The sequence below is a fragment of the Ruegeria sp. TM1040 genome, assembly GCF_000014065.1.
Lineage (GTDB): Bacteria > Pseudomonadota > Alphaproteobacteria > Rhodobacterales > Rhodobacteraceae > Epibacterium.
In genome coordinates, this window is the sequence record NC_008044.1 from 73,879 (window position 1) to 97,084 (window position 23,206).

Annotated in this window: 23 protein-coding genes; 9 read left to right on the top strand and 14 right to left on the bottom strand. The window is 60.9% G+C overall.

Annotated elements, in window-relative coordinates; translation table 11 throughout:
- Positions 1–41 precede the first annotated feature (41 nt).
- Both rarD and TM1040_RS04650 read left to right on the top strand, forming a co-directional pair.
- The gene (gene rarD / locus TM1040_RS04645; protein WP_011537442.1) at positions 42–977 is read left to right on the top strand and encodes an EamA family transporter RarD; all 936 of its coding nucleotides are present in this window, start codon (positions 42–44) and stop codon (positions 975–977) included.
- A 73-nt stretch (positions 978–1,050) separates the two neighbouring features.
- On the top strand, positions 1,051–1,704 hold the full coding sequence (locus TM1040_RS04650) for an RluA family pseudouridine synthase (protein ID WP_011537443.1): 654 nt from the start codon (positions 1,051–1,053) through the stop codon (positions 1,702–1,704).
- Here TM1040_RS04650 and TM1040_RS04655 read toward each other — a convergent pair.
- Positions 1,688–2,401, bottom strand: a complete 714-nt coding sequence (locus TM1040_RS04655; RefSeq protein WP_011537444.1) for a helix-turn-helix transcriptional regulator — start codon at positions 2,399–2,401, stop codon at positions 1,688–1,690. The genes TM1040_RS04650 and TM1040_RS04655 overlap by 17 nt on opposite strands.
- A gap of 141 nt (positions 2,402–2,542) precedes the next feature.
- Positions 2,543–3,985 carry an aldehyde dehydrogenase family protein gene (locus TM1040_RS04660; RefSeq protein WP_011537445.1) on the bottom strand — a complete coding sequence of 481 codons (1,443 nt, stop codon included), beginning with the start codon at positions 3,983–3,985 and terminating at the stop codon, positions 2,543–2,545.
- A 245-nt stretch (positions 3,986–4,230) separates the two neighbouring features.
- On the opposite strand from TM1040_RS04660, the gene TM1040_RS04665 reads away from it, so the two are divergent.
- Positions 4,231–4,881 carry a peroxiredoxin gene (locus TM1040_RS04665; RefSeq protein WP_011537446.1) on the top strand — a complete coding sequence of 217 codons (651 nt, stop codon included), beginning with the start codon at positions 4,231–4,233 and terminating at the stop codon, positions 4,879–4,881.
- Between the two features lie 82 nt (positions 4,882–4,963).
- On the opposite strand, the gene TM1040_RS19710 is transcribed toward TM1040_RS04665, so the two are convergent.
- The 11 genes from TM1040_RS19710 to rbfA form a co-directional block, all read right to left on the bottom strand.
- Positions 4,964–6,121: a lipopolysaccharide biosynthesis protein-like gene (locus TM1040_RS19710; RefSeq protein ID WP_011537447.1), complete on the bottom strand. Its 1,158-nt coding sequence runs from the start codon at positions 6,119–6,121 to the stop codon at positions 4,964–4,966.
- Positions 6,122–6,191: 70 nt separating this feature from the next.
- Complete coding sequence (locus TM1040_RS04675) at positions 6,192–7,055, bottom strand: glycosyltransferase family 2 protein (RefSeq protein ID WP_011537448.1); 864 nt, start codon at positions 7,053–7,055, stop codon at positions 6,192–6,194.
- Between the two features lie 101 nt (positions 7,056–7,156).
- Complete coding sequence (gene pnp / locus TM1040_RS04680) at positions 7,157–9,292, bottom strand: polyribonucleotide nucleotidyltransferase (protein ID WP_011537449.1); 2,136 nt, start codon at positions 9,290–9,292, stop codon at positions 7,157–7,159.
- Positions 9,293–9,485: 193 nt separating this feature from the next.
- Positions 9,486–9,746 carry a DUF6525 family protein gene (locus TM1040_RS04685; protein ID WP_254658845.1) on the bottom strand — a complete coding sequence of 87 codons (261 nt, stop codon included), beginning with the start codon at positions 9,744–9,746 and terminating at the stop codon, positions 9,486–9,488.
- A gap of 2 nt (positions 9,747–9,748) precedes the next feature.
- Positions 9,749–10,963, bottom strand: coding sequence for a zinc metallochaperone GTPase ZigA (gene zigA, locus TM1040_RS04690; protein ID WP_011537451.1), 1,215 nt, complete (start codon positions 10,961–10,963; stop codon positions 9,749–9,751).
- A gap of 163 nt (positions 10,964–11,126) precedes the next feature.
- On the bottom strand, positions 11,127–11,396 hold the full coding sequence (gene rpsO, locus TM1040_RS04695) for a 30S ribosomal protein S15 (RefSeq protein ID WP_005607207.1): 270 nt from the start codon (positions 11,394–11,396) through the stop codon (positions 11,127–11,129).
- Positions 11,397–11,660: 264 nt separating this feature from the next.
- Positions 11,661–12,728: a calcium-binding protein gene (locus TM1040_RS04700; protein WP_011537452.1), complete on the bottom strand. Its 1,068-nt coding sequence runs from the start codon at positions 12,726–12,728 to the stop codon at positions 11,661–11,663.
- Between the two features lie 103 nt (positions 12,729–12,831).
- Entirely contained in the window at positions 12,832–13,353 is a 522-nt protein-coding gene (locus tag TM1040_RS04705) for a DUF1643 domain-containing protein (protein WP_011537453.1), read from the bottom strand.
- 228 nt (positions 13,354–13,581) lie between these two features.
- The gene (gene truB, locus TM1040_RS04710; protein ID WP_011537454.1) at positions 13,582–14,490 is read right to left on the bottom strand and encodes a tRNA pseudouridine(55) synthase TruB; all 909 of its coding nucleotides are present in this window, start codon (positions 14,488–14,490) and stop codon (positions 13,582–13,584) included.
- Between the two features lie 57 nt (positions 14,491–14,547).
- A complete protein-coding gene (locus TM1040_RS04715; RefSeq protein ID WP_011537455.1) occupies positions 14,548–15,321 on the bottom strand; it encodes a phosphodiester glycosidase family protein in 774 nt (257 codons plus the stop codon).
- Positions 15,322–15,325: 4 nt separating this feature from the next.
- Positions 15,326–15,721: a 30S ribosome-binding factor RbfA gene (gene rbfA, locus TM1040_RS04720; RefSeq protein ID WP_005636729.1), complete on the bottom strand. Its 396-nt coding sequence runs from the start codon at positions 15,719–15,721 to the stop codon at positions 15,326–15,328.
- Between the two features lie 93 nt (positions 15,722–15,814).
- On the opposite strand from rbfA, the gene dapB reads away from it, so the two are divergent.
- On the top strand, positions 15,815–16,624 hold the full coding sequence (gene dapB, locus TM1040_RS04725; protein ID WP_011537456.1) for a 4-hydroxy-tetrahydrodipicolinate reductase: 810 nt from the start codon (positions 15,815–15,817) through the stop codon (positions 16,622–16,624).
- Between the two features lie 194 nt (positions 16,625–16,818).
- Here the strand turns inward: dapB and TM1040_RS04730 are convergent, their stop codons facing one another.
- Positions 16,819–17,013 (bottom strand): DUF1674 domain-containing protein, encoded by a 195-nt coding sequence (locus TM1040_RS04730; protein WP_011537457.1) that lies wholly within the window; start codon positions 17,011–17,013, stop codon positions 16,819–16,821.
- Between the two features lie 98 nt (positions 17,014–17,111).
- Between TM1040_RS04730 and TM1040_RS04735 the strand changes: the two genes are divergently transcribed.
- The 5 genes from TM1040_RS04735 (at position 17,112) to TM1040_RS04755 (ending at position 23,098) form a co-directional block, all read left to right on the top strand.
- Positions 17,112–18,386 carry an RsmB/NOP family class I SAM-dependent RNA methyltransferase gene (locus TM1040_RS04735; protein WP_011537458.1) on the top strand — a complete coding sequence of 425 codons (1,275 nt, stop codon included), beginning with the start codon at positions 17,112–17,114 and terminating at the stop codon, positions 18,384–18,386.
- Between the two features lie 191 nt (positions 18,387–18,577).
- Positions 18,578–20,323 (top strand): heparinase II/III family protein, encoded by a 1,746-nt coding sequence (locus TM1040_RS04740; protein WP_011537459.1) that lies wholly within the window; start codon positions 18,578–18,580, stop codon positions 20,321–20,323.
- Positions 20,324–20,347: 24 nt separating this feature from the next.
- Positions 20,348–21,937, top strand: coding sequence for a bifunctional phosphoribosylaminoimidazolecarboxamide formyltransferase/IMP cyclohydrolase (gene purH / locus TM1040_RS04745; RefSeq protein WP_011537460.1), 1,590 nt, complete (start codon positions 20,348–20,350; stop codon positions 21,935–21,937).
- Positions 21,938–21,956: 19 nt separating this feature from the next.
- Complete coding sequence (gene lspA, locus TM1040_RS04750; RefSeq protein WP_011537461.1) at positions 21,957–22,439, top strand: signal peptidase II; 483 nt, start codon at positions 21,957–21,959, stop codon at positions 22,437–22,439.
- A gap of 152 nt (positions 22,440–22,591) precedes the next feature.
- Entirely contained in the window at positions 22,592–23,098 is a 507-nt protein-coding gene (locus TM1040_RS04755) for a DUF3035 domain-containing protein (protein WP_011537462.1), read from the top strand.
- Positions 23,099–23,206: the final 108 nt, after the last annotated feature.

Below are 23,206 nucleotides of genomic sequence, written 5' to 3' on the forward strand. Positions count from 1 at the left end.
AGATTGCGCGAATATCGAATCGGCGTTGAGGGAGACGGTCCATGAGCACGAAGCCAGAGAATGTGGACACGCCTCAGGGCCTCTCTTTTGCGCTGACGGCTTATATCATGTGGGGCTTTCTGCCGCTCTACATGAAGATGCTGGCCCATATTCCCCCCACCGAAGTTGTTGCGCATCGGGTGATCTGGTCGGTTCCCATTGCCGGAGTCTTGCTGCTCGCCTTGGGCCGAATGGGGGATCTCAAGGCCGCGCTCCGGAGCCCGCGCGTCCTCGGCATGGGCTGTGTCACGGCGGCGTTTGTCTCGATCAACTGGGGGATCTATGTCTGGTCAGTGGGGGCAGGCTACGCGCTGGAGGCCGCACTCGGCTATTACATCAACCCGCTCTTCTCCATCGCGCTTGGGGCGCTGTTGCTGGGGGAACGGCTAACCCGTGCGCAGATGGTTGCGGTGGGTCTTGCCACGCTTGCCGTTGTCATCCTCACGGTGGAGGCTGGTCGTTTGCCGCTCGCCGCATTGGGGCTGACATTTTCCTGGGGCTTTTACGCGTTCTTCAAGAAGTCTCTGCCAATCGGGCCCAACCAGGGCTTTTTGCTGGAGGTGTTGATCCTCACCATCCCCGCGATCGGCTACATCGCTTATCTAACCACAACCGGCCAAAGCCATTTTGCCAGCGTGCGGTTTGATACGCTTTTGCTCTTGGGCTGTGGTGTTGTGACCGCGGTGCCGCTCATCATCTATGCCAATGGGGCCAAGCTTCTCAAACTCTCCACCATTGCGATCCTGCAATATATTGCGCCGACTATGATTTTCCTGGTTGCGGTCTTTGTCTTCAAGGAACCATTTGGCGGTGCGCGCATGGTCGCCTTCCCGTTGATCTGGGCCGCACTTGTGATCTATTCAACTTCGCTTTTGCGCGAAATGCGGCGCAAGGGACGCCAGGCGCTCACCGATGCGGCGCCCCCCCGAGAAGCCTGAGAAGACCGTGCGCCAGTTTTCTGGGTCAACGGTTTGCCTTGTCACTGGGGCGGCGCGGCGCTAGGCAGCGCCCATGACTGTATCCAGCGAGTATTGTCCACCGAGCGATCCGCTCGATATCCTGCACCATGACGCGCAGCTTCTTGTGGTCAACAAGCCTGCGGGCCTGTTGTCCGTGCCAGGCAAAGGCGCGCATTTGGCAGATTGCCTGATTGCGCGTATTCAGGCGGCATTTCCCGAGGCGCTCTTGGTGCATCGATTGGATCGCGACACCTCCGGCGTGATGGTCTTTGCAATGACGCCCCATGCACAACGCCATCTGGGTTTGCAGTTTGAAAAACGGATGACCAAGAAAGCCTATGTCGCCCGTCTAACGGGCCGGTTGGAGCCGCGTTCGGGAACGGTGGATCTGCCCCTGATCGTGGATTGGCCGAACCGCCCGCTGCAAAAGGTCTGTCACGAGACGGGCAAACCCGCGCATACGGACTGGAAAGTCATCAGTTATGGTGAGAATGAAACCCGCGTGCGGCTTTCGCCCAAGACGGGTAGGTCTCATCAGCTGCGCGTGCATATGCAGTCGCTTGGTCATCCGATCCTGGGCGATCCGCTTTATGCAAGCGGGGCTGCGTTGGAACACCCACGCATGATGCTGCATTCCGAAGAGCTGCGGCTAAAGCATCCGGAAGGCGGCGCGTCGCAAAAGTTTCGGGTCAAAGCGCCGTTTTGACGCTCTCCCTTGGTTGGCTGCGAAATCGCCTTGGGGTCTGACCGCTGACTTTGCGAAATTCCCGCTGAAAATGCGCCTGATCCGCGTAGCCACAACAAAACCCGATCTCGCCCAGGCTCTGGTCGCTGTTGCGTAACATGTCGGAGGCGAGGCTGGTGCGCATATGGCGCAGGGTTGCGGAGAAGCGCCCCCCTTCGGCCAGCAAGTAGCGTTGCAGGCTCCGTGTCGAGAGGCCAAGCCATGCTGCCGTTTCCTCGATACGCCACGCCCGTGCCGGATCGCTTGCGATCAGGTGATGCAGATGATCGGTCAGTCGCTGCGAGGTTCCGGTGTCAACCTCGGGTAGCGGCGGAGCATCCTGCCAGTGAATGACACCCTGCCGTGAGGTTCGCACCTGAAGCCCTGCGCGCTCCATCAGTGCGTGCAGGATAATGAGCTGTTCTTCCACGCGGTCTTGAGATGCCGCTGGATCGATTGCGAGTCGTAGGCTCCGGTCGCCGACATCCTGAACAGCCATCCGAATTTCGAGCGCGCAATAGCGTTGCAAGCGCAAAAACTTGCCGCAGATCACACCGGGATCCGGGACCAGGCAAAGGCTGCGCACAACAGCAGTGTCCGAGCGCGCAATCGCCCGGCGAATGTCATCCGGCGGTGCATCGCTGGCCACCCTGAGCCCCAATGCGGCGCGGAAATCCATATTCTCCCTCCCGGCGGATGCCAGATGTTCGGGCTACTTTTGCAAGTTTGCGTGACGGTTTGAAGACAAAAGGAGAGCGCAGTAGTCGTGTCAACAAAAAGAGCCGCCCCAGAGGGCGGCTCCTGATGCGATGTCTGTCGTTTAGGCGTCGGGCGTCCAGCCCCCTACGGCTTTGACTTCCATAAAGTCCTCAAGCCCCCAGACGCCGCCTTCACGGCCGTTGCCGGACTGTTTCATGCCGCCAAACGGCGACCCGGCGCTGCGGGATTTACCGTTCATTTCCACCATGCCCGAGCGCAGCACCCGCGCCAGACGGTTGGCGCGCGCACCATCCTGTGTCTGCACGTAGTTGGTCAGGCCATAGGGGGTGTCATTGGCGATCTCGACAGCTTCTTCTTCGGTCTCGAAGGGGATGATTGCCATCACTGGGCCAAAGATTTCCTCGCGCGCGATGGTCATCTGGTTGTTTACATCTGCAAACACCGTGGGCTTCACATAGTAGCCCTTGTTCAGACCGTCCGGGCGACCGGTGCCCCCGGCCACAAGGCGCGCGCCCTCGTCGATGCCCTTCTGGATCAGATCCTGGATCTTGGTCCACTGCAGTTCGTTGACGACGGGGCCGATATGGCGGCCTTCTTGCGAGGCGGGGCCCACCTCGACCTTGTTGGCAACCGCAGCGGCCTCTTCAACCACGCGGTCGTAGATACTCTTTTGAACCAGCATCCGCGACGGTGCGTTGCAGCTCTGACCGGTGTTCTGCATCATATGCAGCACGCCGCGTTTCACGGCCTTTTCATCGGCGTCTTCAAAGACGAGGTTGGCGCCTTTGCCACCCAGCTCCAGATGCACCTTTTTCAGGGTATCTGCCGCAGCCTTGGAGATCGCCGTACCCGCGCGGGTCGAGCCGGTAAAGGATACCATGTCCACATCCGGATGCGACGACAGTTGCGTGCCCACGCCCGCGCCATCGCCGTTCACGAGGTTGAAAACACCGGGCGGGAAGCCGGCTTCGTGCACCAGTTCGGCAAAGATCATCGCATTGAGCGGGCTCTGCTCGGAGGGTTTCAGCACCATGGTGCAGCCCGCAATCGCAGCGGCGCCGAACTTCAGCGTGATCTGGTTCATCGGCCAGTTCCACGGGGTGATCAGCGCGGCAACGCCTACGGCCTCATAGATGATGCGATCGTTGGGGGCATGATCGCCGAGTGGGCGCTCGAACTGGAAATTCTTTGCCGCCTCGATAAAACCGTTAAGGTGCCAGCTGCCCGCGCCTACCTGACTGGAGCGCGACATGTCGATGGGGGCGCCCATCTCGCTGGACATGGCCTGCGCCAGATCTTCTGCGCGACTGTTGTAGATCTCGACGAGCTTCTCCACCAGTGCGATGCGCTCTGCTGGTGGCGTCGCCATCCAGCCGGGCAGCGCGGCTTTGGCGGCGGCAACGGCAGCATCGGTGTCGGCCTGACTGCCGAGCGAGATCACCGTGCAGGGCTCTTCGGTGGAGGGGTCGATAACGGCGCAGTCATTGGCCGCCGAGGGTTCAACCCACTGGCCATTGATGTAGAATTCGCGTTTCTCAAGCATGGTATGCTCCCTGATCGAGGCTTGGAATTGGCCCATAGGTGGCCATCTGGCGCCACTGTGTCAGGGCGCGTGCGGCGCGGCAAGTCGGATTTTTGATCAAATTCTGAAATCGCGCGGTGTCTCACCGCCTGACGTCGGGGCTGCGACAATTTCAAAGGCATGTGGGCAATGCCCTTTAACCCAAGCCGAAAGAGAGTAGGGTTGCCGCAGCGATTCACGCGACTTCAGACAAGAGGAGTACTCAAATGGGTTTGCGTATTAACGACGTTGTGCCGAATTTCACCGCAGAGACGGATCAGGGCACCATCACTTTTCACGATTGGATTGGCGACAGCTGGGCCATCCTGTTCTCGCATCCAAAGGACTTCACCCCTGTCTGCACCACCGAATTCTCTGCCGTTGCGCAGCTCTCGGAAGAGTGGGCAAAGCGCAATACCAAAGTGATCGGCGTCTCCGTTGACGGTGTTGAGGATCACAAGAAATGGAAGGGCGACATCGAGAGCTACGGCAATGCCCCGGCCGGTTTCCCGATCATTGCCGATGAGGGTCTTGCGGTTTCCAAAGCCTTCGACATGCTCCCGGCCGAGGCCTATCTGCCCGACGGCCGTACCCCTGCCGACAGCGCTACGGTTCGCTCTGTCTTTATCATCGGTCCCGACAAGCAGCTGAAGCTTTCTATGACCTATCCGATGACCGTGGGCCGCAACTTTGCCGAGATCCTGCGCGCGCTCGACGGTCTGCAGATGTCCGGCAAAGGCGTTGCAACCCCCGCAAACTGGGTGCCCGGCGAAGACGTGATCATCCCGCCGACCGTTTCCAACGAGGACGCCAAAGCCAAATTCGGCGAGTTTGAAACGATCTTCCCTTACCTGCGCAAAACCAAAGCGCCAGAGTAAACGCGCATTGCGCACCAAAGATCAAAGCCACCGCATTTCTTGCGGTGGCTTTTTGCCTGCAGGTCGTCGCGAGGGAGGCGGCTCAGTCCGGGGCGGGTGCAAATTCCGCCGCTCTTGTCCGGCGCAGGTCCAATGCCTCAGCCTGCAGGACTTTGCCAAATTCTCCATCAAGGTCGCGGGTGAAGGCGAGGGTCAGGTTTGAGGCATCCTCATCCAGCCAAAGCGGCGATTTCTTGAGGAACGCGAACCCGTAGTCACGGTGGATCAGACGAGGTTGCGCATAGCTGATGCCTTTCCTCGCGATCGCAGTCAGGATCACGTTGACCAAATCTTCTTTGCTCTCTGCCGAGCGGACGGTGTCTTCCAGGACCTCTTTCATCGAGGGGCTCTGCGGCATCAGGGTCTGCGCGGCAATCGCGCGCAGCTCATCTATGCCATATTCAGCCAGCCTTTGATCAAGCGCGGCAATATCGAGCGTAGAGCCATGCGAGAAACCTTGCTGGATGACCCATTTCGTGAGGCCAATCTCGCCCCGCCTTACCGTGACGGTCTTGTCATTGGTGAGCGGAAAGCTCTTCCAGAAGCGCTGAAACCGCTTATCGTTGAACAGCTTCCCGCTCATCATCAAAGCGAAGGAGCAGTAGTGAAAGTTGCGGTGATTGCTGGAATAGTGCCAGCGGATGTCCCGGAAATTCTTCGGATCGACCCGCGTGTGGCCATAGTTCGTCGCCGCACCCGCGAAATCCAGCTCCAGCGCTTCGGCATCGGCCAGCCAATTGCGCGACCCAGGCAAGGGGAACCAGGCAGAATCGTTGAGCAGGACAAAACGCTCCACGCTTGTGTGACGCGCGGCGACCTCAAGAACACCATCGCGGTAGCCGCCAAAATCATAGCCATAGTTCGGACGCTGGATGACGAGATGCGCATGAGCGCGCAGGTGTTCAAGGTCGCCCTCATCAAGGGGCAGGTTTGAGACCACGACGGGCGCGTATCCGTTCTGTGCAAGATACCGCAGCGCCTCGATATGAGACCCGAGAATGCCGGAGCTTGGAAAGATCAGGTAGACCGCGACCTTTGGACGCTTGGGGATCTGACCTTCGGTGACGGTCTTCTTTCCAGAAAGGAATAGATCATAATAGGTCCGCGAAAACAAAAGGCTCGCAAGACGAGGCCCAATGTTCTTTAGCTGCCTGCCTTGACGCTTCAGCTCGCGTTTGATCTTCCATAGAGGCAGCGACATCAAAAACCCACTTTCAGCTCAATATGCGCCGGTGATTAGCCTGTTCGAGATGCCAAGGCAACTTGGGGCGCTAGCGTGCGTCAAAGGGCTTGAGCGCGTCCGCACATTGACGTGCGGCCAAAACCCCACGCAGAAAGGCCAGGTGTTTCGCCCGTTTGCGCGCCGACAGCAGGGTGAGTGGCGACAGAAGCTTGCTCAGGGCTTCGATCAGGGCATTTCCAAAGGCGTTGGGCATCCCGTGTTTGCGGCAGGCGTAGACACGGGATTGACCCATGTACCAGGCCTTGAGCGCCGCCGTCCGCGGTGACCGCGCGGTGGATTCGCCAAAGAGATGCACCACCTCAGCGCCTGTCACCAGCCGCAGCGGTCCACAGTCAGCCTTGAGCCGGAGGCTCAGGTCGTCATCCTCGTGATAGAGAAAGATCTTCGGATCAAAGCCCTTAACAGCTTCGAACGCCGCGCGGCGCACAAAAATCGCAGAGCCTTGCAAAACGGGTAGCTCGCAATCCGCGTCAGCCGCCTCGCGCGGCAACCACTGCGCCTTGGGCAAGAGTTTGCTGCGCCGTTTAAAGGCGACCTTGCCATTGCCCTCGCGCAGGCGGGGGTTGAAGGCGCAGGCGTCAGGGTGCGCGTCAGCGGCCGCCAGAAGCGCCTCGATCGCGCCGGGCGCAAGCTGGGCGTCGGGATTGACGAAAAACAGGAACTCCATTGTCGCCCGTGCCGCGCCGAGATTACAGCCCCGGCCAAAGCCGATGTTGCGTTCTGAGGCTATGAATTCTGCGCCATGGGCTTGCGCCAGATCCCGAATTTCACCCGGATCCTTGGACCCGTTATCGACCACGATACAGTCCACGCCCGCAGGGATTGAGGCCAGCAGGGTCGGCAGCACCGCCGCAGAATTATAGGCAACCGTGACAAGCGTGACGCGGGTCATAAAATCCTTTCCGGCGCTTGCAGAGCGCGGCCCATAAAAAATGCCCGGGAGACATCGCTCCCGGGCACCTTATGTCAGATCAGATTGTCGTGGGACAGATCTTACTCTGCTTCTTTCTTCTCTGCGACGATCTCTTCGCCAGTTTCCTGATCCACGACTTTCATGGACAGGCGTACCTTGCCGCGATCGTCAAAGCCCAGGAGCTTCACTTTCACTTCCTGACCTTCCTTCAGCACGTCGCTGGGGTGGTTCAGGCGGCGGTTTTCGATCTGGGACACATGCACCAGACCGTCGCGCTTGCCGAAGAAGTTCACGAAGGCGCCGAAGTCGACGATCTTCACAACTTTACCGGTGTAGACCGCGCCTTCTTCCGGCTCTGCCACGATCGCGTGGATCATGTCATAGGCCTTCTGGATCGCTTCGCCGTTGGCGGAGGCAATCTTGATCACGCCGTCGTCGTTGATGTCGACCTTGGCACCGGAGACTTCGACGATCTCGCGGATGACCTTACCGCCGGAACCGATCACTTCACGGATCTTGTCGGTCGGAACCTGCATGGTCTCGATGCGCGGTGCGTGCTGCGAGAACTCGGAGGCTTCGGTCAGCGATTTGGCCATCTCACCAAGGATGTGCAGGCGGCCCGCTTTGGCCTGAGCCAGCGCGTTTTTCATGATTTCAGGCGTGATGCCTGCAACCTTGATGTCCATCTGCAAGGAGGTGATGCCTGCTTCGGTACCCGCAACCTTAAAGTCCATGTCGCCGAGGTGATCCTCGTCGCCAAGAATATCGGTCAGGATGCCGTAGGAGCCGTCCTCTTCGAGCACGAGGCCCATGGCGACACCGGCAACCGGTGCTTTCAGCGGCACACCTGCGTCCATCATCGAGAGCGAGCCACCACAGACCGAAGCCATGGAGGAAGAGCCGTTCGATTCGGTGATCTCAGAGACCACGCGGATGGTGTAGGGGAAGTCGGTCGGAGCCGGCAGAACCGCCTGCAGCGCGCGCCATGCGAGCTTGCCGTGGCCGATTTCACGACGACCCGGAGAGCCCACGCGGCCCACTTCACCAACCGAGTAGGGCGGGAAGTTGTAGTGCAGCAGGAAGTTCGATTTGAAGTTGCCGTGCAGCGCGTCGATGAACTGCTCATCGTCGCCGGTGCCGAGCGTGGTCACCACGAGACCCTGCGTTTCACCACGGGTGAACAGCGCAGACCCGTGTGTACGCGGCAAAAGACCGGTCTGGCACTCGATCGCGCGGACCTGATCCAGGGCACGACCGTCGATGCGGCGACCGTTTTTCACAACGTCGCCCCGCAGAACAACAGATTCGAGCTTTTTCAGCGCGGAGCCGAGGTTGCCGTCTTCCTGCTGCTCTTCGGTCAGAGACGCGATGATCTCTTCTTTGGCGGCGCCAACGGCGGCAACACGTTCCTGCTTGTCAGAGATCGCATAGGCTGCGCGCATCTTCTCTTCGCCCGCTGCTTTAACGGCAGCATAGAGGTCGGAGTAATCCGGCGGCGTGAAGTCGAAGGGCTCTTTTGCGGTTTCTTCTGCGAGCGAGACGATCAGATCGATGACCGGCTGGATTTGCTCGTGTGCGAAGGTCACAGCGCCGAGCATTTCTTCTTCGGTTAGCTCGTAAGCTTCGGATTCGACCATCATCACGGCATCTTTGGTGCCTGCAACAACAAGGTCCAGACGCTGCTCGGGGTTGAGGCGCAGGTCCTGCATGTCGTCGACGGTCGGGTTCAGGATGTACTCGCCATCCTCGTAACCGACGCGCGCACCCGCGATCGGACCCATGAACGGCACGCCAGAGATGGTCAGCGCGGCGGAGGCGGCGATCATCGCGACGATGTCGGGGTCATTGACCAGATCGTGGGACAGCACGGTGCACATCACCAGAACTTCGTTTTTGAAGCCGGGAACGAACAGCGGGCGGATCGGGCGGTCGATCAGACGTGCAGTCAGCGTCTCTTTTTCAGTCGGACGCGCTTCACGTTTGAAAAAGCCGCCCGGAATCTTACCGGCGGCGTAGTATTTTTCCTGGTAGTGAACGGTCAGCGGAAAGAAATCCTGACCGGGCTTTTGTTCGCGGGCGTAGGTCACGTTGGCCATGACCGAGGTTTCGCCGAGCGTCGCGATCACGGTGCCATCTGCCTGGCGCGCAACCTTGCCGGTTTCCAGTGTGAGCGTTTCTTCGCCCCACTGCATTGTTTTCGTCGTTACGTTGAACATCTATCGTATCCTAAGTCGGAGCGCTCCCAGGCGTATCCCGGGTCTCCTAATTGCGTGGCGGCCCCATTGCCGCCGACCCTTATGCTATCTTTCTTTCGCGTGCCGGGGTCTGGGCACATCGTCTCAGATACTTCCGCCCATACAGCAGTTTCGCGCAGAAAGAAAGTGTTCGCTGACGCCGCGCAGCAATCGGTCAGCTGCGCACGCCCCGTTCGAGTGTTTTGCGCTCGGCGGCATCCAGCCGCGCCAGTGCCGCTTCGGGGCTGAGCCCTTCGCGGGTGGCGGCCTGCCAGATCCGGCGACAGGACTGCGCCGACCACGGCAAAGCCGCCTCGCGCAGCCAGGCCCGCAGGGGGGCGGGCAGGCGATCATAAGCGGCCATCGGATCCTCGCGTCGGGTGCGGGTCGGCAAAGCGACCGCGCCCCGGTTGGCGTTTCTCTGTTGCCGTCTCATGATCATGCTGCCTGATCGGCCCGCCGCCACAGCGGGAAGGGATCGTCCAGATCCGCATAGTCCTGCAGAGTCTCGGCCGTTGCTTCGGGGATCAGGCAGGCATCCAGCGTGGCCTTCAGGGCGGGCCAGTCGATGCCCGCGCCGATGAAAACCAATTCCTGACGGCGATCGCCAAAGGGCTCCTGCCAATGCGTCTGTATATAGTCGCGCGCCTGCTGGTGGGTGGGCCAGCGTTCGGCAGGAACGGATGCCCACCATGTCCCCAAGGGCGCCACGCTTGATAGCGCCCCCGCAAGCGAGAATTCCGCCACCCACTCGGGGCGGGTCGCAACCCAGAAATGCCCCTTGGCGCGGATTACCCCGGGCAGATTGCCGTTCAGCACCACGTGCAATTTGCTGGGATCAAACGGCGCCCGTGCGCGATAGACAAAGGACGCGATGCCGTATTCTTCGGTCTCCGGCACATGATCGGCAAAGCCATAAAGCTCCTTCGCCCACATCGGGTGTTCATGCGCCTTTTCAAAATCAAAGAGCTTGGTGTCGAGGATCTTGTCGGCAGACACCTCGCTGAAATCGGTCTCGATGATCTCGGCATCTGCGTTGAGGCTGCGAATGATCTTGCGTGCCGCGTCCACTTGCTCGGCGCTGGCGAGGCTCACCTTGTTAAGCACAACCACATCGGCAAATTCGATTTGGTCGGTCAGCAGATGCACCAGGGTGCGCTCGTCTTCTTCGCCCAGCGTCTCGCCCCGGTCCGCCAGCAGGTCGTGACTGGCAAAATCGTTCAGCAGGTTCACGGCGTCGACCACCGTGACCATCGTGTCCAGACGCGCCACATCCGAGAGGCTCTCGCCCTCCGCATCGCGAAAATCAAAGGTTGCGGCGACCGGCAGCGGCTCCGAGATCCCGGTGGACTCAATCAGCAAGTAGTCAAAGCGGTTCTCAGCGGCGAGACGGCGCACCTCGGCCAGAAGGTCATCGCGCAGGGTGCAGCAGATGCAGCCGTTGGACATTTCCACCAGCGTTTCTTCGGTCTGGCTGAGGTCAGCGCCGCCCTCGCGCACCAGATCCGCGTCGATGTTGACCTCGCTCATATCGTTCACAATCACCGCAACGCGCCGGCCTTCGCGGTTGTTCAGGATGCGGTTCAAAAGCGTGGTCTTCCCCGCGCCGAGAAAGCCGGAGAGGACGGTGACGGGAAGGCGGGGATCGGACATCTGCGACTCCTGTGTGAAATGTTATAAGATAACAATCATGATGCGCAAAAAGAGGCAAGACCCTTGCTGCCCACCGCTGGTCAAAATTAGACGCCGCGCGCATAAAAAACGCCCGCTCCCAAGGTGGGGCGGGCGTTTCTTGACCGAAGTCCTGAGCGGCGTCTTAGCGACGGATGCCCAGTTTCTTGATCAGGTCCTGATAGCGCGCTTCTTCTTTGCCCTTCAGGTAGTCCAGCAGCTTACGGCGCTGAGCAACCATTTTCAGAAGACCACGGCGGCCATGGTTGTCTTTTTTGTGGGTTTTGAAGTGCTCGGTGAGCGTGTTGATGCGCGAGGTCAGGATTGCGACCTGGACTTCCGGAGAACCGGTGTCGCCCTCTTTGGTCGCGAATTCTTTCATCAGGCGTGTTTTTTCTTCTGCAGTGATCGACATCGGGGTCTCCTTCATAAGGTTAGAGTGGATGGCGCAGGCCGGGATGTCGTCCAGCGCAGGCCCATGGAGAGTCCCAAGTGGCGGTGATTCCACATCGGGATGCGGGTCATTACGGAATTCAGACCCGTTTTGCAAAGGAAATCGCGCGCGGTGCGGTTCGGGGAAGAGGGGGTAAGCACCCGTCTGCTGGTGTTTTCTCAACAGAAGCCATTCGACACCCTTTGTCCAACAGCCTCGGGATACGCGATGGGCACAGTTGCTACCCTATTCTGGCAATGGCAGATGCGCCACGTCGCCCGCCTCGGCCTCCACCAGCAAGATCTCATCTGCTGTCAGGGTCTCAGCCCCGGTGAGGCGCATGGCGATCTCTCCGTCCAGACGCACAAGTGTCTGTCCCGGCGTGTCCGGGTCGGGTTCGAGCTCCAGCTCGGGCAGACCCTGCGCGCTATCATAGATCAGGAGGAGCTGATCCTCGGCGCTGTTGAAATCGACCAGCTCGACAGTGCCTTGTGCGATCCAATCGCCAAGCAGTATCTGGTCCGCGCCATCGCCACCTGTGACGTAATCCGACGCCCCGGCAATCAACGTGTCGTCGCCGTCACCGCCGTTGATAAAGTCGCGCTCTGCATCGTCGTCTGCGCCCGTGACCACGTCATTGCCACGCCCGCCAAACAGCGTGTCCTCGCCCGCGCCGCCAAACACACGGTCGTCATCGTCGTTGCCATGCACCGCATCGCTGCCCGCGCCGCCCGCGACCACATCTGCGCCGGAGCCGCCATGCAGCGTGTCGTCGCCGGCGTCGCCCTGCAAGCTGTCCGCCTCCAGCCCGCCCAACAGGGAATCAGCGCCGTCGCCCCCCGAAAGAGAATCCTGTCCCTCTCCTCCGTCGAGGTGATCGTCGCCCGCGTCGCCGTGGAGTGTATCTTCTCCGGCCGCGCCATAAAGGTCATCCGCACCCGCGCCACCGCTGAGGTAGTCATTGCCGTCATAGCCGTTGATCTGATCATCGCCCCCCAGCCCCGAGATTTCATCATCGGTCGCGCCGCCAGAGAGCTGATCGAGATCCTCCGTACCAAGGATGATATTGCGCTCATCAGTGTCGTCACCGTCAGCGACCTGAGGGCTCTCGTCTGTCTCTGTGGTGTCGGAGGCATCGTTGCCAGCAGGGTCGACGCCCGTGAGGAATTCGTCAGGCGAGACGATTGTGCTGCCGGTGCCATCCGCTTCGGCATCGGGATTTGTTTCGTCCGAATCCGCGTCATCGGACTCAAAATCAATCATGATCGCACTGCCAACTGCGACCATTCCGAGGATACTGGCCAACCACAACATGGCACCGGTCCACTTCGTTTCAGACACTCTTTAACGAGGGAGAGCCTCTCACAAAGAGATGGCCAAACTCTAAACAAAACAGGAACGCAGTTACATGTAGCCCTTATGGCTCAATATCTTGACGCCAGAGCAGGGGCTGTTGCGCATAGGGAATATAGAGGGGGTGTTTGGGGTGACCGGCTTTGCTCAGTCCCAAGTGGTGCAGCGGGCGACCGCTGGCGCGCAATGCTGCGGCGACCCGGGGGCCTTGGTTGCGATGCGCCCCATGGGTCCCCCACGCGCAGATCACCATATCGGCCCAGTCAAGACCCGCCTGCAACACCGACATATTGTCTGCCCCTTCGGGATCCGCTGCGGCGCGCATGTCGCGTGGGTCGGTGGCGCGATAGGCAAAGATATTTGTGGCCTGAAAACCGCCAAACCCCAACGCCCGCGCACGTCTTTCGCAGCGTTCGATGGTGGGGTCGTTCTGGACCTCTGTTGCCTTGGAGGGGTTCAGCATCACGAACATCACCTTTTGCCCCTGCGGCTCCCAGATCCGGGTCAGGCTGTAGCGATATGTTTCGCAATCGGAATAGAGCGCGGTGGAGGGTGCATCGCCCTTAACGTGATGACGTGTGATCATGGGGCGGGTTTTGGCGCATCGCGGGGTGAAGTGCAATTGCTGCCCGGTGCCGGTGTAGCAGCATCCACCGAGCCGCTCACACAAGGGTCGGGCGGGAAGGTCAATACGTCTGACCCATTGTTTCGCGTGCGAAACAATGGGTCAGCGGATTTTCCCTATACTTTACAGTGTCTTAATCTTGGTTGTGCGAGCGTGAATGGCGCGTGCGCGCAACGCGGGTAAAGCGCCTCAGTCCTGATTGAAAACGCGCGAAGGGTGCAGCTCTCCGGCCTTGAAGGTGCCCACGGCCACGGCTTTGCCTTCAAGAGAAGCCCAGGCTTCCTCGCCATATTCCACGTCAGAGGCGATCACCATGCCCGGGTTGCCGTTGCGCAGTCGGGTCGCGCCTTGCGGTGTGCATTTCAGCTCGGGCAGATCCGCAAGCCCCTCCTCAAGCGGCCGCAGGAACTGGTCGATCTCGGGTGATTTTGCAAGCGCGTCAATCTGTTCAAGGGTCACGCCATCTTCTGCATCAAACGGGCCGGACCAGATCCGGCGCAGCTCTCGAACATGGCCAAGGCAGCCGAGTTTTTCGCCCAAATCGCGCGCGATGGAACGTACGTAGCCGCCCTTGCCGCACGTCATTTCCAGAACAACATGATCGGCGTCGGGACGATCCAGCATCACCAGCTCTTCGACCCAGAGCGGACGGGCGGAAAGCTCCACTTCTTCGCCGTCCCGCGCCAGCTTGTAGGCGCGCTGACCGTCGATTTTTACAGCGGAGAACTTCGGCGGCACCTGCTGGATTTCGCCAATAAAGCCAAGCAGTGCTTCTTTGATGTCATCATCCGTGGGGCGCTCTGCGGAGGTCGCAATCACTTCGCCTTCGGCGTCATCCGTATTGGTCGCCGCCCCAAGGGTCACGGTAAACGTATAGGCTTTCATGGCGTCGGTGATAAACGGCACGGTCTTTGTCGCCTCGCCAAGTGCCACCGCAAGCACACCGGTTGCCTCGGGGTCGAGCGTACCGGCATGGCCTGCTTTTTTGGCGTCGAACGCCCAACGGACCTTGTTGACCACCGCCGTCGAGGTGAGGCCTGCGGGTTTGTCCACCACCAACCAGCCGGAAATGTCGCGTCCCTTGCGTTTGCGTCCCATGAATGCCCTCAGAAATGTCGGATAAGGCGCGCGGCGTAGCGCAGGACTGACGGGCTGTCAATTCTGTAGCGTGTCGCCTTCGTTCGTGTCGCGATCTTCGATCACGCCCACCACCGGCCCCATCATGAAGCCCGCATCCGATCGCTGCAGGTCAGGCGCATGCAAACGCGAGATATTTCCATCAAAATAAAGCGCTTGGGGCAGCTGGAGGTGATCGCGAAAGAGGCCCGCAAAATCGTGGAAGTTCACTGTATTGCGCGAAATCGCAAAGACCACGCGGCGGCCATCGGCGCTGGTCCCGACGCCATTGCGGATGTAGCGGGAATCGCTGTCCTTGAGGAACCGAGGATGCAACTCGCCGTCTATCACCAGCATTGGCCCGGATTGGGTCGCACTTTTGCAGGTGGTGCCGCTGGCCTCAAAGGCGAGGGTCTCGATTACATCGGCCCGCCCCTCACGCAGGCAAAAGACGCCATTGGGCACAAGCCCAAAATTGCCAGGACCGGGGTTTGTAACCAACCGCATCTCCTGGCTGCCGTCCTCCACATAGAGCCCCACCGGCGAGCGATCAGAGTGATACATGCCTGCGTTGGTGGCAAAGGCCAGCGTCTTGCCTTCTGCTTCGAGTCGGTCCTCGATGGTAGAGAAATGCCCCATGACCGCACCCGTATCGTCGCGCAGGAACAGTCGAAGCTCTTCCCGGCTGGCGTCCACCTCGCACAGGGCATAGCGATTGCCTTCATAGGCCAGGTCCTGGCACTCGACGGCAGAGGCCTGTCCCGACCAAAGCACAATCCCAAGAGGCAGGCCCCACAGCAGAGCGCGCCACATGGCCTCAGTCCTCCAGATCGCGGCGCACCGCGTCCTGATTGAACAGCCGCCGGGTGTCATCCATGCGATCAAAAGTCTCGTCGATCTGGAATCGCAGATCGGGGGTGAATTTCAGTCCGGTCTTCTTGCCAATGGCGCGGCGCAGCTCGCTCTTGTTGCGTGCGAGCAGTTGCAGCACGTCCTCTTGGCCCTTGCCTCCGAGAGGCAGCACATAGGCCGTTGCGATCTTGAGATCCGGCGAGGTGCGCACTTCGCCGACAGTGATAGAGAGACGGTTCAGCTCCGGATCATGGATGTCACCACGCGCCAGCACTTCGGAAAGTGTGCGCCGGATGACTTCGCCGACGCGAAGCTGACGTTGAGAGGGGCCGGGCCCGTCGTGGAACTTGTTCTTTGCCATAAGACTCGATCTATGCCGAAAGCCGCCCTTTGCCAAGCGGTCCTCAGCAGGGTAGGAGGAATCCAGCGGATAGTCCAATCAGAGAGTGAGGCCATGACGGATAAACCAGGGATCGTGATCACCGGCGCTTCGGGGCGCATGGGGCAAATGCTGATCAAGACGGTGCTGGACAGCGACAAAGCCGAACTTGCCGGTGTGGTCGAGCGCGAAGGCCACGACTGGGTCGGTCAGGATATTGGTATCGCAATGGGGGGCGCGGCCCTTGGGGTTGTGGTCACCGACGATGCGGGCTCGGCCTTCGCGGGCGCACAGGCGGTCATTGATTTTACCGCACCACAGGCCACGATCGCCTTTTCCAAACTGGCCGCAGAGGCTGGCTGCGTACATGTGATCGGAACCACGGGCATGAGCGAGGCGGAAATCGCCCAGCTGGATCCCGCGGCCCAGGACACGGTTCTGGTCCGCGCCGGAAACATGTCTCTGGGCGTTAACCTGTTGGTTCAACTGACCAAAAAGGTCGCCGCCGCACTCGACGAAGATTTCGATATCGAAGTGATCGAGGCACATCACCACCACAAGGTGGACGCGCCCTCGGGCACCGCATTGATGCTTGGGGAAGCTGCGGCAGAGGGCCGCGGTGTGGCGCTTGCCGAGGTTTCGGATCGGGGGCGTGATGGGATCACGGGTGCACGCAAAAAAGGCGACATTGGTTTCTCGGCCATTCGCGGTGGCGACATCGTCGGCGAGCATGACGTTCTTTTTGCAGCGGCGGGCGAGCGCATCGTGCTGCGCCATATGGCCACAGATCGCGCGATCTTTGCCCGTGGCGCACTCAAGGCCGCGCTTTGGGGACAAGGCAAAGACGCCGGCGCCTACGACATGATTGATGTTCTCGGGCTTTGAGCAAGATCTGAAGCCTTGATCACATGGGGGCTTTAACCGCATGGGGCCGGCCTCCGGGTCGGCGCCCCCTGCCGGGGTATCTGGAACAAGCCGGAAACGTCGGAGCTTCTTCTATCCCCAAATATCCCGGGGTGAGCGCCCGCAGGGAGCGAGGGGCAGAGCCCCTTGTGGCTGTGCTCAAAAACTGGACGAGCTCAAAAATCGATCGCGATGCCTTTTTTCTCCCAATCGCCATAGCGCGCGGGATCGGGGCCGTCGCGACCACCAAGTTCGGTTGGCAACGGTTTTTCAGCGTCACGGGCCTTGCGGCGTTCCTCAGCCTCCGCCAAAGCGCGCTGGGCGGCTGCGGGCAGGTCCTTTGCCCGGTTGGATTCGGGGGTGTCGCTCATCGGGGCTTCTCCGCAGCGTGGGTTTCATTATCCTGAGCCTATGATATACGCCCGCGTCCGATGTGGACAAGCCGATCCCCGATCAGGAGCACTTCTCTATGACTGACCATCCTTCCTCCGCCTCAGATGCCCGTCGCGCTGCGGTTGCGCTTCTCGACAAGGTTCTGGGCGAAGGGCTTTTGCTCTCGGAGTGTCAGACGCAGATCTTGGAGCGGCTCGAGCCCGCGGATCGGGCCCGCGCGCAACGCCTCGCGCTGCAGGTCCTGCGCGCGCTGGAACGTGCCGACCGCGTGCTTGCAAAACATTTGCGCAAGCCGCCAGCGCTTCATGTGCGCAATGCGTTGCGTCTGGGCACCGTCGAGCTCTGCTCGGGCGGCGCGGCGCATGGGGTTGTGAATGACATCGTCAATCTCGTGGCGCGTCACCGTCGCCATGGCCAGCTCAAGGGGCTGGTCAATGCGGTGCTGCGCAAGGTGGCCACCGAGGGGCCCGGCGAATGGGCCAAGCTGCGGGTGCCGCGTTTGCCCAAATGGCTGCGCGCGCCTCTGGTGCAGGCGTGGGGCAGCGATGCGATGCTCGCAATCGAAGCGGCCCATTTTAAAGGCGCGCCTTTGGATCTGAGCGCCAAGCCGGGGGCAGATCTGGCGGCGCTGGAAGGTGCGATGACCCCTACTGGAAGCCTGCGTTTGCAGGACGCGGGTCAAGTCTCGGCCCTTCCCGGCTATGAACAGGGGGCGTGGTGGGTGCAGGACGCAGCCGCAGCCCTTCCGGCGCAGCTTTTGAATGCTGCGCGCGGCGAACGTGTGCTTGATCTCTGTGCGGCGCCCGGCGGCAAAACCTTGCAGATGGCTGCCGCAGGGGCTCAGGTCACAGCGGTTGATATTTCCGAAAACCGCCTTGCGCGTCTGCAGGAGAACCTCACGCGCACCGGGCTCTCTGCCACGGTTGTTGCAGGCGATGTGTTTGAACAAAAGGGGCAGTATGATGCGGTTCTGCTGGATGCCCCCTGTTCAGCCACAGGTACCATCCGCCGCCATCCGGATTTGCCCCATGCCAAGGACGGTGCCGGTTTTGGCGGGCTCATCGAGCTGCAGGCGCAGATGCTCGCCCACGCCTGGGGGCTGGTGCGGCCCGGAGGGCGTCTGGTCTATTGTACCTGTTCCCTCTTGCCAGACGAAGGTGAATGTCAGGTCGAGGATATGCTCGAGATGTTCCCCGGTGCCCGGATCGGTGACCGGCTGAAGTCGCTTTCGGGTATTGATCCAAGTTGGATCACCGAAGAAGGTGGCCTGCGCCTCAGACCGGACTATTGGGCCGAGATTGGCGGTATGGACGGGTTCTACATGGCCGAACTCGTAAAGGCCGAGGTCTAAGGCTCCGCAAGGCACCCGGTGCCCCGCCCGCAGGGCGCTCGGCCCAACGGGAGCGGACCCTGCTCTGATGATACGCGACGGGCGGGAGAGTTTGCAGCTCTGGCGTCCTCGTCGCAACAGAGCGCATGACTCCCGACCGCAGGCGCGTTATCCTCCCGCCAAAACGCCAAAGGCGCGTGAGGCAAGAGAGCATGTCCAAATATGACCGAATGGCCAGTCGCGGCACGCGACTGCTGAACCGCTATACCGCCTGGAAGGCGCGCAAACAGCCCGCGGCCACTGGGTTTGTCTCGCAGCCCGAGCCGCGTACCATAGGCAGTTTTGCGCGTGGGCGGCAGCTGGTGGCCGGCAACCTCCTGTTTGCAGGCTATCTGGTAGAGAGTGACACCACTGGCCTTTGGGATGTGGAGGCGCCTGATTTTGCCTTTGAGGCAGAGCGCCAGGGCTGTACATGGCTCGATGATCTGGCCGCGGTCGGCGATCTGAAGGCGCGCAGCAAGGCCCAGCACTGGGTCCGGGGCTGGATCGATGAGTTTGGCAAGGGCACTGGTCCCGGCTGGTCGCCGGATCTGACCGGGCGGCGCGTGATTCGATGGATCAACCACGCCCTATTCCTGCTGAGTGGTCAGGACAAACCAGCCTCCGATGCCTTTTATCGGTCTCTCTCGCAGCAGACGTGGTTCCTGTCGCAGCGCTGGAAGGGGGCATCGCCTGGCTTGCCGCGGTTTGAGGCGCTTACCGGGCTGATCTATGCGGGGCTTGCGCTCAAGGGCTGCGAGGAACTCGCAGACCCTGCGGTCAAAGCGCTGGCTCAGGACTGCGCGCAGCAGATCAACGCCGAGGGCGGCCTGCCGACCCGCAACCCCGAAGAGCTACTGGATGTGTTCACCTTGCTCACATGGGCCGCAGCGGCGTTGCATGAAGCGGGACGGTCGGTGCCGCGCGAGCATCACGCCGCGCTGGATCGTATCGCACCCACACTGCGGGCCTTGCGCCACAGCGACGGGGCGCTGGCGCGGTTTCATGGCGGCGGGCGCGGGCAGGAGGGCTGGCTCGATCACGCGCTGGCCGCCTCGCATGTCCCTGCAAGACCCTTTGAAGGGCTGGCGATGGGGTTTGCACGACTCTCGGCGCGGCGCACTTCGCTCATCATTGATGCCACCGTGCCACCCGTTGGCAAGGCCTCCTACAATGCACACGCTTCGACTTTGGCTTTCGAGCTAACGTCCGGGCGGCGTCCCTTGATCGTGAATTGCGGCGCGGGCGAGAATTTCGGGCTAGAGTGGCGTCGGGCGGGACGGGCCACGCCCTCTCATTCTGCGCTCTGTATCGAAGGGCACTCAAGCGCCCGGCTGGCCGCGCCGCAAAAGGGCACGGGACATGAGTTCCTGATCGACGCGCCCACCGATGTGCCAATCGAGCGCGAAGACCTTGTGGATGGGTATCGGTTTCAGGGTGCTCATGATGGCTATGCCAAATCCTATGGCGTGACCATTGCGCGCTCTTTGGAACTGTCGGTGGACGGGCGCATGGTGTCGGGCGAGGACATGGTGCTGGCACTTGATGACGCCGCAAAAAAGTGCTTCGACAGGGCGCTGGACGCGGGCGGCCTGCGCGGTATTGGCTATGATTTACGGTTCCATTTGCACCCGGATGTGGACGCAGCCCTTGACTTAGGGGGCGCAGCAGTATCCATGGCGCTCAAGAGTGGGGAAATCTGGGTATTCCGTCACGATGGTCAATGCGACCTCAAGCTGGAAACCAGCGTTTACCTGGAAAAGGCCCGCTTGAAGCCGCGTCAATCGCTGCAAATCGTCCTGTCGGGCCGGGCCATTCAATATGCGACCCAGATCCGCTGGACCCTCAGCAAGGCGCAGGAAACGGCTGTGGCCGTGCGCGACTTGGCCCGCGACGACCCCATGGCCTACGAAGAGTGAACCTGAACAAGGATTCTGACACCGATGACCGACCTCCACCCCGTCCGCCGCGCCCTTCTGTCCGTCTCTGACAAAACCGGGCTGATCGAGCTGGGTAAATCCCTCGCTGAGCGCGGGGTTGAACTGCTCTCGACCGGTGGCACTGCCAAAGCGCTGCGCGATGCCGGGCTGACCGTGAAGGACGTCTCCGAGGTGACCGGCTTTCCCGAGATGATGGATGGCCGCGTAAAAACCCTGCATCCGATGGTGCATGGCGGCCTTCTGGCTCTGCGCGACAATGACGCGCATGTGGCCGCGATGACCGATCATGGCATTGGCGAAATCGATCTCTTGGTGGTGAACCTCTACCCCTTTGAGGCGGCGCTGAAGCGCGGTGCGGCCTATGACGAAATGATCGAGAACATCGACATCGGTGGTCCCGCGATGATCCGCGCGGCGGCCAAGAACCACGCGTTTGTCAATGTGGTGGTGGATGTTGAGGATTACGGCGTCCTCTTGGAGGAGCTGGACCAGAACGACGGTCAGACCTCCTTTGCCTTCCGTCAGTGGCTGGCACAGAACGCCTATGCGCGCACCGCTGCCTATGATGCGGCTGTGTCGAACTGGATGGCCGGAGCGATCGGTCTTGATGCGCCGCGCCGCCGTGCCTTTGCTGGTCAGATTGCGCAGACGCTGCGCTATGGCGAGAACCCGCATCAGGACGCGGCCTTCTACACCGATGGCACCGAGCGTGTGGGCGTGGCGACCGCAGAGCAGTTGCAGGGCAAGGAACTCTCCTACAACAACATCAACGACACCGACGCAGCCTTTGAACTCGTGAGCGAATTCGCCCCCGAGGACGGCCCGGCCGTGGCGATCATCAAACACGCCAACCCCTGCGGCGTGGCGCGTGGCGCAACCCTCTTGGAGGCATACAACAAGGCGTTTGACTGCGATCGCACCTCAGCATTCGGGGGCATCGTTGCGCTCAACATGCCGCTTGATGCCGAGACCGCAGAGGCAATCACCCAGATCTTTACCGAAGTGGTGATCGCACCGGGGGCCTCGGATGAGGCCAAGGCGATCTTTGCGGCGAAGAAGAACCTGCGCCTCTTGATCACCGAGGGCCTGCCTAACCCGCAGGACGCAGGCCTGACCACCCGTCAGGTTTCGGGCGGGATGCTGGTGCAGGACAAGGACGTTGGCCACCGGGCCATGGACGACCTGAAAGTGGTGACCGAAAAGGCACCGACCGAAGAGCAGATGGCGGATCTGCTCTTTGCCTGGAAGGTCGCCAAACATGTGAAATCCAACGCGATTGTCTATGTCAAAGACGGCCAGACGGTGGGCGTGGGCGCAGGCCAGATGAGCCGCGTCGACTCCGCCACGATTGCAGGTGTCAAAGCACAGCGCATGGCGGATGCGATGGAACTGCCCGAAAGCCTCGCCAAAGGCTCCGCAGTGGCGTCGGATGCTTTCTTTCCCTTCGCTGATGGCCTGATGGAAGCAGCTTCCAATGGCGCCACCTGCGTCATTCAGCCCGGTGGCTCCATGCGTGATGACGAGGTCATCAAGGCGGCGAATGACGCGGGGCTTGCCATGGTCTTTACCGGTATGCGCCACTTCCGCCACTAAGACCGGAGATCAAGAGACCATGCGGAGCTATGCGCTGTATCTTGCGGCCCTCATTGCGCTGATCGTGGATCAGGCCACCAAGATCGGAGTCGTCTTCGGCCTCGATCTGGTGCGTGTGCTGCGCATTGATGTGGCTCCGCCCTTGCTCAACTTTCGCTATGGCGAAAACCGGGGCATCAATTTTGGTCTGTTCAATGATGGCGGCGATTCCAGCCGCTGGATCTTGATCGGGATCTCTTTGATAATCTGTGCTGCGGTGTTCCTCTGGGTGCGCCGCAGCCACGCCAACAGTCGCCTGATGCTGATCAGCGCGGGGCTGGTCATCGGCGGCGCGCTCGGCAATGTGCTGGACCGGGTGCTCTATGGCTATGTGCTCGATTTTCTCAACATGTCGTGCTGCGGGATCAACAACCCTTATGTGTTCAATGTCGCGGATGTGTTCATTTTTGCGGGAGCGGCAGGGTTGATCCTGTTTGAAGGCCGCGCAAAAAAGCCCGCGTGACCTCCTGCGCGATATGCGCTAGAGGTACAGAGACCGTCTGGGCCTGCGGCGGGTGGATCGCCGGATAAGGACCCAACTGATTGATAACGCATGTCTGAGGCGCTTTCCGGGTTCTGGCTGTCGCGCGGCATGCACAAAGAGGATCGCGCCCCATGCGCTTTGTGACTGCACCGATCATCTTGAGCTCTGTTTTGCTGCTGGGCGCTTGTGCCAACAAGCCGCTGCATGATCTGGATGCGCGCCGCAACTCGCCGGATGAATTCCTCGTTTTGCCCAGCAAACCGCTGGAACAGCCGGAAAGCTATGCTGCCCTGCCCGAGCCCACGCCCGGTGGCAGCAATCGCACCGACCGCAACCCGCAGGCCGAAGCGATTGTCGCGCTGGGCGGACGGCCGAGTGGCGCCGGGATCCCTGCCTCCGAAGGGACATTGGTGGCGGCGGCAAGCCGCTATGGCGTTGAAGGCGACATTCGCGAGACATTGACGGCCGAGGATACGAAGCGGCGCAAGCGGGCGGGGATTCTCGCAAATATCAAGCTCTTCCCCGTGGACCGCTATGCGGAAACCTACGAGGACGATGCGCTGGATCCGCAACGCGTCAGCGCCGCCTATCGTCGGGCCGGGGTTCCGACGCCCTCTTCGCCACCAAACGGCGAATAACCCTTCACAATTTCGGCAAACCGTCTTGTCGCTGACGGTCGGCACCGTAATTTGATGCCCAGCAGGCTAAAACGACTCTGCGCCGGGCCGTGTCGTCGCGCGCGCTCG